This window comes from Woeseia sp. D3-10, assembly GCF_055809415.1.
The window spans coordinates 22,263-34,435 of the sequence record NZ_JBVVTW010000007.1; the positions used below are offsets into that span (position 1 = coordinate 22,263).

Annotated in this window: 7 protein-coding genes and 3 pseudogenes; 4 read left to right on the forward strand and 6 right to left on the reverse strand. The window is 57.4% G+C overall.

Annotated features, from left to right (window positions below):
• Positions 1 to 1,036: 1,036 nt before the first annotated feature.
• On the reverse strand, positions 1,037 to 1,207 hold the full coding sequence (locus tag AC0L8N_RS00850) for a hypothetical protein (RefSeq protein ID WP_473665696.1): 171 nt from the start codon (positions 1,205 to 1,207) through the stop codon (positions 1,037 to 1,039).
• Positions 1,208 to 1,268: 61 nt separating this feature from the next.
• Entirely contained in the window at positions 1,269 to 1,784 is a 516-nt protein-coding gene (locus AC0L8N_RS00855; protein WP_473665697.1) for a hypothetical protein, read from the reverse strand.
• Between the two features lie 911 nt (positions 1,785 to 2,695).
• Here AC0L8N_RS00855 and AC0L8N_RS00860 point away from each other — a divergent pair.
• From AC0L8N_RS00860 to AC0L8N_RS00870, 3 genes and pseudogenes are all read left to right on the forward strand, one after another.
• Positions 2,696 to 2,917 (forward strand): hypothetical protein, encoded by a 222-nt coding sequence (locus AC0L8N_RS00860; RefSeq protein ID WP_473665698.1) that lies wholly within the window; start codon positions 2,696 to 2,698, stop codon positions 2,915 to 2,917.
• Positions 2,918 to 3,766: 849 nt separating this feature from the next.
• Positions 3,767 to 3,862: pseudogene (locus AC0L8N_RS00865) on the forward strand (mechanosensitive ion channel domain-containing protein); the annotation flags it as partial.
• A 157-nt stretch (positions 3,863 to 4,019) separates the two neighbouring features.
• Positions 4,020 to 4,814, forward strand: coding sequence for an SRPBCC domain-containing protein (locus AC0L8N_RS00870; protein ID WP_473665699.1), 795 nt, complete (start codon positions 4,020 to 4,022; stop codon positions 4,812 to 4,814).
• A gap of 7 nt (positions 4,815 to 4,821) precedes the next feature.
• On the opposite strand, the gene serS is transcribed toward AC0L8N_RS00870, so the two are convergent.
• The 4 genes and pseudogenes from serS to AC0L8N_RS00890 form a co-directional block, all read right to left on the reverse strand.
• Positions 4,822 to 6,102 (reverse strand): serine--tRNA ligase, encoded by a 1,281-nt coding sequence (serS, locus tag AC0L8N_RS00875; protein WP_473665700.1) that lies wholly within the window; start codon positions 6,100 to 6,102, stop codon positions 4,822 to 4,824.
• A gap of 24 nt (positions 6,103 to 6,126) precedes the next feature.
• A pseudogene (locus tag AC0L8N_RS00880) lies at positions 6,127 to 7,486 on the reverse strand (replication-associated recombination protein A).
• Positions 7,487 to 7,894: 408 nt separating this feature from the next.
• The gene (lolA, locus tag AC0L8N_RS00885) at positions 7,895 to 8,554 is read right to left on the reverse strand and encodes an outer membrane lipoprotein periplasmic chaperone LolA (RefSeq protein WP_473665701.1); all 660 of its coding nucleotides are present in this window, start codon (positions 8,552 to 8,554) and stop codon (positions 7,895 to 7,897) included.
• A 20-nt stretch (positions 8,555 to 8,574) separates the two neighbouring features.
• Positions 8,575 to 10,899 (reverse strand): annotated as a pseudogene (locus tag AC0L8N_RS00890) (DNA translocase FtsK).
• A 280-nt stretch (positions 10,900 to 11,179) separates the two neighbouring features.
• On the opposite strand from AC0L8N_RS00890, the gene trxB reads away from it, so the two are divergent.
• Positions 11,180 to 12,166, forward strand: a complete 987-nt coding sequence (gene trxB / locus AC0L8N_RS00895; RefSeq protein WP_473665702.1) for a thioredoxin-disulfide reductase — start codon at positions 11,180 to 11,182, stop codon at positions 12,164 to 12,166.
• The last annotated feature ends 7 nt before the right edge of the window (positions 12,167 to 12,173 follow it).

Consider the following 12,173-nt stretch of genomic DNA (forward strand, 5'->3'; position numbering starts at 1 on the left):
CCGCGCTGATGAACTCACGGTCTGGAAGCAGCACCCGTAACGCTTGGGGCTTGCCTATCGGGTTGTTGTTCTGTGTGCCGGCGATATTGGCTTTGGCTCGCGGAAGACATTCGATATTGAGGTTCGGTTGCCGGGCCAGGAGTGCTATCGGACACGTAATAAAAATTTTGGCGATTTCCAGGCATGCTGCATGCCGCGCTGGCGGAATCCTGAGACAGGAAAGCTGGAATCGCTGCACACATTGACGGTTTAAATACGTGTGGTCGCGCACTCGTTGTGATTATGGAGAATTATCAGAATGCCGACGGGGAAACTTCCGTGCCGGACGCATTGAAGCTGTATATGGCAGGAATCGAAACCCGAGGCTCGGCTACTTTCCGGATAGTCTTTCAGTCGATGAAGGCCTGCTGCCACCGGTCTTCTGCGCGTCGACTTCCGCCGGTTCCGTGGCCGGATGGAATAGCCCTCGATGACCGTCAATTCAGTCTGCGCTTCTTTGCTTGTGCTGATGTTCTTCAGGATGAACGACGGTGATCGGGCCGCAGCCAGCGGTTCAAGCGGTGCCAGACCCAGGCGCATGGGCGGCAAGAAGATATCGATATGCGGCCTTTGAGTTGCGTGTCGTCATGCCAGTCGAACGGCCCGCCGATAAACGGTCGGAATCGTCATTGTAATCGAATCTATATCGGTTATGGCGGCCCATACCACCTCCTCAGGTGTCGCAATGAGCACAAGGTCATCTCGCGGTACCTGCGAGTGACGTGTTCGGGGTGATGCATGATGCGAGTGCGGTCGTCGTCCAGTGGTGCCGATGGGGGCGGAGTGAGTCTGTTTTCGGAGAAGACAGATGGGATCGCGTTGCGGAAACGGAATCTCCTTTCGGCGCGAAACTCACGCTCAATGGCAAAATTTAGGTCGCTCAGTACGTATAACGGCGCTCGATGTGCAGAATGCGAACCCGTAGTTCGAAGTCCAGCGACGAGTTGCCGAGCTTTCCCACGGAATCGCGCCCGCGGTGCGCATGCGCCGTTCCTTTCTAGTGCTCGGAAGCAACGCGTTCGAGAATTTGTTTGACCTTCTCTGTATCGCTGCCATAGGCAACGCCCACGCGCACCAGAAGGTGGCCTTGCGGTTGCGTAGCACCCAGTCGCGACCCGAGACCAGGGAGTTCGGCACGAGGACGTTTCGATTTCTCTCCAAATTCCATTCTGAACGAATCCTTCGGTGTCTCCCACCGAGATACGAATAGGGACGTTCGAAAAGGAGGATCAAACCCGACACGAACCGTTGGCAATTTCCTGCATGCCAAAGCCAATGCCGAGTGCGAGTGCGCCACCGACGATGGCAAGGCCGCCGAAAGATCGACCCCGGCCATGGTAAGGCCGATCAATGCCGCCAGAATGAAACCGACGTAGCCGATCAGAAGCACTGTTCGCGGGCACCCCGTTCGTACGCGCAGCGAGCGCTTGGTCTATCGACTTTTTGATCCAGCCAAGCAGAACGATCACGCCGGCAAATACCAGAATGCCGCCAATGATATTCAATGGGACCAGTTGAATCTGGCCCACGGTGTAACCGACCTCAATTCGGTTGAGCAACTGATCAAGCGTAGTGCCGGATTCGTCCCACACGTAAATCAGGTAGACCGTGAAGCTCAGCCAGAAGACCAGGTCGGCCACTAACGGACCGAAGAGCCGTCTTTGCGAACACCCAGGTTGCGGCGAGTTGTCCGCCCGGTGAACTTTGTTCCTGATCAGGTAGAAATGCCTGATAGACGGTGCCACAGGAGGATCGCAGTACCGGCCAATGCGGTGCGAGCGGCACCGTGGGCGGCCAAGCGGCAAGATTCTGGTAACCCAGCAAGAGGGTGACGATGCTGGTGAGGCGTGAGAGTGCACAGATGCTGCACAGCCCTGGAATTGGTGCCGCAGTCCGGGAATCGGACCGATATAGGCAGATATCAGTGACGTTCGTGACCAGGAAAATCATTGATGCGGCCACCGAGGACCTCGGGTCACGAGTTCCCAAAACGATAAACCGAACCCAAGAACAGAAAAAAAGCGCAGACGCAGGCAAGGTGACGGCGATGGGGAATCAGCTCGCACACGCCGTTGGTGGGGACAGTGGTCCTGTCGCCCAGTCAATGACGGTACAGCCGAGTCCAAATAGATGCAGCCGCGACGTGGAGCCACCAGCAAATCACCGAGAACAAAACCAGCAGCAGGACGAGGCCTTCCAAAATATCGTGAGCGAGCCAAGCAGCGGGGTGGGGAACAAGTACTTCATTGAACATATGTGTAGGGTGGTGCAACAAGAGACCCAGTGCTGCCGCAGGTGACCAGCATCCACAGGAATTCAGCCGGCGTTAATCCGTTGGGTATGTTTGAGCGACCGGCAGCGCGGCGGCCAGGGCAAGCAGAGTCCGCTTCGGTTCTCAGAGGAAATGGCCTCTGAGCGCCGCCAACCGAACGGACTCTGTCTTTGCCCTGGCCGCCGCGCTGCCGGCACGGCTGGCAGCAACCCCGGCCAGGTTGCGCGGAGCCGTTGCACTCGACGTTACCGACGGATTAACGCCGGCTGATTTGCTCTGGATGCTGGTCACCTGTGGTGTGCTGGCGGCAGCACTGGGTCTCATTTGCGCCACCGCTTTACGGTCTGGTTCGAGGCTGGCGGCGGTCACGCGGCAGAGCCGCAAATGAAGTACTTGTTCCCCAAGCCGCTGGCTCAGTACTCACCAATGTCGCTGGAAGGCCTCGTCCTGCTGCTGGTTTTGTTTCTGGGAATTCAAAACGCCAGCTTTGATTTGCTGGCGGTTCTGGATCAGCGGCCGCTGTCCCGTGATTTGGACGGCTGTACCGTCATTGTCATTTCCGGCGACATAACAAGTGCTCCCGTTACCAACAGGCCGACTTCCTGATCACATGCCCACTTCGCCGGCGTTCTGCGCTTTTTTCAGCAAACGCCAACTTCAAACTTTTCTACGTTGTTCTGGAAACCAACTCGTTATCCATTCGCCGGGAGCACCGAGACCAGAGGGTTTGGCCATCAACGACTTCCTGGTCAACCACGTCACCAACGCAGCCTGCGCCTACACCCGTTATTCGCACTGGCGAACCATTGGCGCTGTGCACTCTGTGGCACTCTCACGCTTTTCGCCAGCATCGTCGCCCTCTTGCTGGGTTACCGGAATCTTGCCGGTTTCGTGATCCACGGTGCCACTCGCACCGCATTGGCGCTGATGGTGCTGTGGATCCTCCTGTGGCTCGTCTATCAGGCATTTACCTACCTGATGCAGAACGATTCACCGGGCGCAATTCGCTTTCGCCGCAACCTGGGTGTTCGCAAAGACGGCTCTCGCTCGGGCCTCGGCTTTATGCAGTTAGTGGCCGACCTGGTCCTCTGGCTGAGCTTCACGGTCTACCTGATTTACGTGTGGGACGAATCCGGCACTACGCTTGATCAGTTGCTCAACCGAATTGAGGTCGGTTACACCGTGGGCCAGATTCAACTGGTCCCATTGAATATCATTGGCGGCATTCTGGTATTTGCCGGCGTGATCGTTCTGCTTGGCTGGATCAAACGCTGGATAGACCAACGCTGGCTGCAGCATATCGTCGCCGAACGGGGTGCCCGCGAAGCGGTCATTACTCTGATCGGCTACGTCGGTTTCATTCTGGCGGCATTGATCGGCCTTACCATGGCCGGGGTCAATCTTGGCGGCCTTGCCATCGTCAGTGGCGCACTCGCACTCGGCATTGGCTTTGGCATGCAGGAAATTGCCAACAACTTCGTGTCGGGTTTGATCCTCCTTTTCGAACGTCCTATTCGTGCCGGTGACTTTATCTCGGTGGGAGACACCGAAGGATTCGTTCGCAGAATCCGAATTCGAGCAACCGAGATAGAAACGCAGGGACAATCGAAACGTCCTCGTGCCGAACTCCGAGTGGTCTCCGGGCGGGTCACAAACTGGGTGCTACGCGACCCGCAAGGCCGCCTTCTGGTGCGCGTGGGCGTTGCCTATGGCAGCGATACAGAGAAAGGTCAAACAAATTCTCGAACGCGTTGCTTCCGAGCACTCAGAAGTCATTACCGACGGCCGTGCCCCCGCACCGCGGGCGCTATTCATGAACTTCGGCGACTCGTCGCTGGACTTCGAACTACGGGTTCGCATTCTGCGTATCGAGCGCCGTTATACCGTACTGAGCGACCTAAATTTTGCCATTGATCGTGAGTTTCGCGCCGAAGGTGTGGAAATTCCGTTTCCGCAACGCGATCTGCATATTGTGTCTTCTCCGAAAACAGACTCCGCTCCGCCCCCATCGGCACCACTGGACGACGACCAGACTATTCGCACTCGCATCATGCATCACCCCGAACACGTCACTCGCAGTTTGCGCGATGACCTTGTGCTCATTGCAACACCTGAGGAGGTATGGGCCGCCATAACCGATATAGATTCGATTACAAAGTGGCTTGCCCGCGAAGGCAGTTTCCGACCGTTTATCGGCGGGCCGTTCGAATTGGCATTGCATGACGACACGCAACTCAAAGGCCGTATCGATATCTTCTTGCCGCCAAGACGCATGCGCCTGGTACTGGCGCCGCGGGAAGACGAAGAACCGCTGGCTAGCGGCCCGATCACCGTCGATTTCATCCTGAAAGACATCAGCACAAGCAAAGAAGCGCAGACTGAATTGACGGTCATCGAGGCTGGGATACCCGCCACGGAAGACTGGCAAATGGATTACCGACGCGCAGAAGACCGGTGGCAGCAGGCCTTCATCGAGCTGAAAGACTACTTATCCGGAAAGTAGCCGAGCCTCAGACTGAGACGGTTTCGATTCCTGCCATATACGGCTTCAATGCGTCCGGCACAGAAATACTGCCGTCGGCATTCTGATAATTCTCCATAATCGCAACGAGTGCGCGACCAGCAGCAACGCCTGAACCGTTCAATGTGTGCAGCAATTCCGGTTTGCCTGTCTCAGGATTCCGCCAGCGCGCCTGCATGCGGCGTGCCTGGAAATCGCCAAAACTGCTGCATGACGAAATTTCCCGATAGCGCTCCTGGCCCGGCAACCAAACCTCAATATCGAATGTCTTCCGCGAGCCAAAGCCAATATCGCCGGCACACAGAACAACAACCCGATAGGCAAGCCCCAAGCGTTGCAGGATACTTTCGGCGTGGCCCGTGAGTTCATCCAGCGCACTGTCGGAATCGGCAGGCCTGGTGAATTGCACCAGTTCGACTTTCTCAAACTGGTGTTGTCGAATCATGCCACGCGTGTCTTTGCCGTATGAACCCGCTTCCGAGCGAAAACACGGCGTATGTGCAACGAACCGACGCGGCAGTTCCTGCGCGTCAATGATGCTGTCACGGGCCATATTGGTTAACGGAACTTCAGCCGTTGGAATCAGGTAGTACGGCGTTTCCGTTTCCGTCTTGAACAGATCGGCCTCGAATTCGGGCAATTGCCCGGTACCCAACAAAGCGTCCGCCTGTACGAGGTAGGGAACGTAGGTTTCCTCGTAACCGTGTTCGGTCGTGTGCACATCCAGCATGAACTGAATCAGTGCGCGCTGCAGTCGTGCCAACGGGCCGCGCAATATTGAAAAACGCGCACCTGAAATGCCTGCAGCAGTATCGAAATCCAGCAGACACGGACTGCGTGTCCAAGCTCCACATGATCGCGAGGCTTGAAGCTCCATCGCGGGCGGCTCACCCCAGCGGCGGACTTCCTGATTGTCGCTTTCCTCTTTGCCATCAGGAACGTCGGCGTGCAGTAAGTTGGGCAACCCGAGTTCAATGTCCTGCAACTGCTGCAGCACAATCTGCAACCGGCTGTCTGCGGTATCCAGCTTTGTCCCGAGATCCTTGACCGCTTCCAGCAGCGGAGTTGCATCCTCCCCTTTCGCTTTTGCCTGGCCAATCTGCTTTGCGCTCGCATTCCGTTCGTTGCGCAGCGCTTCTACCTGAACCTGCAATTCTTTGCGTTCCGACTCCAGTGTCAGGTACGCGCCAGCATCGAACGTAAAGCCTCGGCGGGCAAGATTGGCAGCAACATCATCGCTGGACTGACGCAGAATTTTCGGATCGATCATGATCGACGCTCGGTAGTCGTGTATTCAGGGTTCGTCGCTATCCGCCGGGTCGCGCTTGTGGCGCGCGTTTCGCTCAGCGAGATCGCGGAGCTTTTCGCCAATTTTGGCCTCAAGCCCGCGGGGGACCGGATGATAATACGTACGGTCCGGCATGTCGTCCGGAAAATAGCGCTCACCAGCCGCGAAACCGTCGGCTTCATCCTGAGCATAACGATACGCTTTGCCGTAGCCGAGTTCCTTCATCAGCGCTGTTGGCGCATTGCGCAGCTTATTGGGTACATCCAGCGTACCGAACTCCTCCACGTCGGCCGCAGCTGCTTTCGAAGCCGTGTAGACCGCGTTGCTCTTCGCCGCACAGGCCAGAAAAATGACTGCCTGAGCCAACGCCAGTTCGCCTTCAGGGCTGCCGAGCCGATCAACCACTTCCCAGGCATCGAGCGTAATACGCAAAGCGCGCGGGTCTGCGTTGCCAATGTCTTCGCTGGCTATACGGACCAGTCGGCGAGCGATGTACAAGGGCTCGCAACCGCCATCCAGCATGCGGGTCATCCAGTACAAAGACGCATCGGGGGCTGAACCCCGCACTGATTTGTGCAAGGCCGAAATCTGATCATAAAAATGCTCGCCCTGCTTGTCGAAGCGACGACGACCACCCGCCGCGATCTCGCGAGCCAGGGTGGTTGTGATCAGCCCCGCCCCTTCATCGGGCTCGATAAGATCGGTTGCGATCTCAAGCAGATTCAACGCCCGCCTGGCATCTCCGTCTGCTGCTTGCAGAAGCAGTTCACGCGCCTCATCTTCAATACTGAACTCTGTCATACCGAGCCGGGTTGCAATGTCACCTAGCGCACGATTCCAGAATCCCGCTCGAGGGCTTCCGTGTCCAGCGACTTCAGAACATAGACCCGAGCGCGGGACAACAGCGCGTTCGTCGAGTTCGAACGAAGGGTTCTCGGTCGTCGCCCCGATAAAGGTCAGCGTGCCGTCCTCGACAAAACGGGAGACAAGCATCCTGCTGTGACTTGTTGAAGCGATGCACCTCATCGAGAAACAGCACCGTGCGTCGCTGGTACTGTGCGCGGTGTTCGCGTGCTTCAGCTACTGCAGCCCGGATGTCTTTGACTCCGGCCATCACGGCCGACAAGCCGATAAAGCGTGAATCCGTTGATGCAGCAACGATACGCGCCAACGTAGTCTTGCCTGTTCCTGGCGGCACCTCCAAAATCATCGAATGCACGCGGCCGGAACGGATGACCTTTTGCAGAGGTTTGCCCTCGCCCAGCAGGTGTTGCTGCCCGTAGTAGTCATCGAGGCCGGTTGGACGCAGCCGGTCCGCAAGCGGTCTGCCGCTATCGTCGCTCATGGAGTCAAATAAATCAGCCATCAACGACCCGCCCAATTTCGAAACGCGAAGCCAATCTTCAAGGCGCAGACTCCAGCCGCCAACACCTGTCCAGGCGAGCATCAGGCCGACAACAATACCGACAAAGTCCGCCGCAAGATCCAGCCACTCGGCGCTCCGGTATCCGCTGGCGTACTGCACACACCTCGATCAAAGCGCCGAACGCCAGAAGTGACAGTCCGAGTTTCCAGTACGATCGTCGTGCGTACTGCCCACTGAACCACACCGCGAGGAAAAAGAAGGCAATGAAATGCGCCCACTTGTCGTGTGATGCCACTTGCTTGAGCCGCACGTCGAACACGACGGTAGGCGCCATCGTTGCAAGCAACACGACCAGCAGAATAATTGCGCCGGCGAACCGCCAACGACTTGTGTGACGTAACGGCAGCACTATTGGTCAGCGATGGCCGAAGTCAACGGTTCGCCGACCAGGTCGACGTCGTCGGGAACCTCAAAGGTAAACATTTCCGCCGAGACAGGTTCATTGACCTCAACATTGAAAAGGGCAATCAACGTGCTCTGACCGAGTGCATCAAGAAAAATCATTCGCGACAGAATGCCGTCCTGAAAACCAAGATCGACGCTTTCGAATCCACCGTCACTGGTGGCCGGCGTTAATCTCAACCAGTCGACTCCACGATCGCTAAAGCTGTCCACCAACGTAAAGTCGTTAAAGACGTCACCGCCACCACCCAGCAGTACGGCCGGCGTATCGCCGAGTACTTCCGCTTGCGGTTTTACCGTCACTTGCGCCAAATCGGCGTCGTAACTCCAGATATTGAGTCCATCCGCAACCAACAGTTGCTCGTACGGCGCAGTGTACGTCCAGCGAAACCGTCCTGGCCGACTCAGTTCAACCGTACCCTCAGACTCTTCGACCACGTTGTCGTCAGCGTCAACCAGCGTTTGCTCGAACGTGGCAGACAGCGTCTGCATGTCGTCAACAAAGTGGCGCAGCAGGGCTTCACCGTTCAGCGGTTCAGCGGCCGACGCGATCGACGGAGCGATAAACAGTGCGCTGCACAACAGTGCTCGAAACGCAGTTCTCACCCAGACCCGTATCCGTGCCATTACTCTTTCGAACCCTGGGGCACCAATATTTCGCGGGTACCGTTGGATTGCAGCGGGACTCCGACCAGACCCGCCTGCTCCATAGTTTCCACCATGCGCGCCGCGCGGTTGTAACCGATCTTCAGTCGGCGCTGTACGCCGGAAATTGATGCCTTACGGGTTTCCATAACGATTTGTACCGCCTGATCGTAGAGCAGCGTCCTGTTCACCATCACTGGAATCCCCCTGGATCCCGTCGACAGCGGGCGAGTCCTGCACTTTGACCCGACGGGCCTTCAAGAATTTCATCGATATAGCGCGGTTGGCCACTTTTCTTCAGATGTTTAACGACCGCGTGCACTTCGTGATCGGCCACAAACGCGCCATGGACCCGCGTGGGCAGTGACGTCCCCGGCGGCAAATACAGCATGTCACCGTGGCCCAGCAAATGTTCCGCGCCCATTTGATCAAGAATCGTCCGTGCAATCGACTTTCGCCGACACCTGGAAAGCGATACGTGACGGTATGTTTGCTTTGATCAGGCCGGTGATTACGTCAACGGACGGCCGCTGAGTCGCCAGCAGCATGTGGATACCGGATGCGCGCGCCTTTTGTGCAAGGCGGGCAATCAACTCTTCCACCTTCTTGCCGACTACCATCATCATGTCGGCCAGCTCGTCGATGATGATGACGATAAATGGCAATGGCGTCAGCGTCGGGTGCTCCCAGACTTTTTCGTCATCCTCCAGCCGCGGCGGCATGATCGTGGGATCTTTGATCGGCTTACCTGCCGCGATTGCGTCTTTGACCTTGCGGTTGTAGCCGCCAATGTTGCGCACACCAAGGGCCGCCATCAGCCGATAACGTCGGTCCATTTCCACCACGCACCAACGCAATGCGTTCGCGGCTTCTTTCATGTCGGTTACGACCGGCGTGAGCAAATGCGGAATACCTTCGTAGACCGACAGCTCGAGCATTTTCGGATCGACCATGATCAGCCGAACGTGCTCCGGCTGAGCTTTGTACAACAGACTCAAGACCATGGCGTTGATTGCGACCGACTTGCCCGCACCGGTCGTGCCTGCAATCAGCAAGTGCGGCATGCGCGACAGATCCGCAACAACGGAATGGCCGCCTATGTCTTTGCCGAGCGCCAGAGTCAACGGCGAGGCCATGTCATCGTAGGCCTTCGACTTCAGAATCTCACCCAGCGAGACGATTTCCCGGTTCTCGTTCGGTATTTCCAGCCCGATATAGGATTTTCCGGGAATGACTTCGACCACGCGAACACTGACGACTGACAGTGAGCGCGCCAGATCTTTCGCCAGGTTGGATATCTGACTGGATTTCACACCCGGTGCCGGGTCCAGTTCGAAGCGGGTGATGATCGGGCCTGGCGAGACGGAAATTACCTCAACCTGAATACCGAAGTCTTTCAGCTTCAACTCGACCAGTCGCGACATCGCCTCGAGCGATTCCTTGGAATAGCCGGCTTTCTGCGGTGCCGGGTCGTCCAGCAATGACAACGGTGGCAACTCGCCGGCATCCGGCGGATCGAACAGCGGCACCTGGCGCTCTTTCTCCGCACGTTCGCTGGGTTCGGCCGTGGGCATAACCGGCTCGATGCGCGGCGGCGTACGATTCGCAGTGCGCTTCTGCTCAGCCTTGAAGACATCCTGACGGGCCGCTTGTTTGCGCCTTCCTTCCGCCCGGTCCCGAATGGCACCCAAACGCGCTTGAGCAGCATCCCAACCATCGAGGCATGCGCGGCCTATGCGGTCCATGATCTTCAGCCAGGAAACGCCCAGGAAGAGCGAAATCGCTGCCATCCAGAGGAAAAACAGGAGCGTGCTGGCGCCCAGCAGCTTCATTACCGATTCGAGACCACCGCCAATAACCTGACCGACTATGCCCCCTGCGGACTGACGAAAACCCAAGGATGAAAAGTGCAACGTCGCCAGACCACAGCTGGTCACCAGCGTGGCAATGAAGCCGCCGACTCGCAACGCGACATCCGCCCGGGTCAGCTCCTGTTGCGTGCGTTGCTCGCGATAGATCATCCAGCCGATGTAGAACACCATCAGGGTGAACAGGTACGCCGGACGCCCAAACAACGTGAACAGCAAGTCCGCGAGGTACGCCCCGACCCGGCCGACACCGTTGCTCACCTGATCGGCACTGCTGGCTTGCCACAGACTCGGATCGGCGGAATCGTAAGTAAACAGGGCAAACCACAGAATCAGTGCGAATGCCCCGAATACGTAAAGGGCGCCTTCGCGCAAAGTGCGAACGACGTGATCGGAGAGTGCGCTATCCGTACGGGCAGCTTGACTGGGTCGTGCCATATTAAGGTAATTTGCGATATATCAAAGACAAGGACCTGATTCTAGTACACCTGAGTGACGAGGTCGCGTTGTACGCTTGGCAGACGAATCCGGGCCACCCATCGCGGCCACCCTACTCGCTCAACTTTGCCCGCCGAATCGCTTTTGCCTACACTGGCGACTACGGCGACACGCGGTGTCGCTTCCACGAACAGACTTGAATCCCGCCGCAACGAACGCACTCTTCTGATCTTCGGATAACACGACGTGCGCCGTCAGGCACGAACCAGGCGAAGTATACATGAGCAAATCCAGACATTGCCGCGTCCTCATACTGGGCTCCGGCCCGGCAGGCTATTCAGCGGCCGTTTACGCGGCGCGCGCAAATCTCAATCCGGTGATCATTACCGGCATCGAACAAGGCGGTCAGTTGATGACGACTACCGATGTCGATAACTGGCCGGGCGATGTTGAAGGCCTGCAAGGCCCGGACCTGATGCAGCGCATGTTGCAACATGTTGAACGCTACAACACCGAAATCATCAATGACCATATCCACAACGCCGATCTCAGCGTGCGCCCCTTTCTGCTGGAAGGTGATTACGGCAGCTACACAGCCGATGCGCTGATTATCGCCACGGGCGCCACTGCCATGTACCTCGGACTGCCGTCCGAAGAAGCATTCAAGGGCCGCGGCGTCTCTGCCTGCGCAACCTGCGACGGCTTTTTCTACCGCAATCAGCAGGTCGCGGTGGTTGGCGGCGGCAATACAGCCGTCGAGGAAGCCCTTTATCTCAGCAATATTGCGGAGAAAGTGACTCTGGTCCATCGTCGCGACACATTGCGCGCGGAGAAAATCCTGCAGGACAAACTGTTCAAGAAGGCGGAAGAAGGCAAGATTGAGCTGCTGTGGAATCACGTTGTCGATGAAGTGCTCGGTGACGACGCCGGTGTTACCGGTTTGCGTGTCCGCAGCACGGACGCCGATGCTGCAACCCGTGACCTGACTCTGACCGGGGTGTTTATTGCTATTGGCCACAAACCGAATACCGCGTTGTTCACCGAACAGCTCGACATGCGTAATGGCTACATCGTTATTAAATCGGGCCTGCAGGGCGGAGCAACGGAAACCAGCATCGACGGCGTATTCGCTGCCGGCGATGTCGCGGATCAAGTGTACAGGCAAGCCATCACATCGGCAGGCGCCGGCTGCATGGCCGCACTGGATGCGGAAAAATACCTCGACGAACAAACGGAACCCGCCGCTACCGGCGCTGCCGCGGCCTGAGCGGAAG

What these genes read in the sequence shown, in the direction of transcription:
- serS (WP_473665700.1), bottom strand. Translation starts at nt 6,102, where the DNA reads ATGATCGATCCGAAAATTCTGCGTCAGTCCAGCGATGATGTTGCTGCC.
- trxB (WP_473665702.1), top strand. Translation starts at nt 11,180, where the DNA reads ATGAGCAAATCCAGACATTGCCGCGTCCTCATACTGGGCTCCGGCCCG.
- AC0L8N_RS00860 (WP_473665698.1), top strand. Translation starts at nt 2,696, where the DNA reads ATGAAGTACTTGTTCCCCAAGCCGCTGGCTCAGTACTCACCAATGTCG.
- AC0L8N_RS00870 (WP_473665699.1), top strand. Translation starts at nt 4,020, where the DNA reads ATGGCAGCGATACAGAGAAAGGTCAAACAAATTCTCGAACGCGTTGCT.
- AC0L8N_RS00850 (WP_473665696.1), bottom strand. Translation starts at nt 1,207, where the DNA reads ATGGAATTTGGAGAGAAATCGAAACGTCCTCGTGCCGAACTCCCTGGT.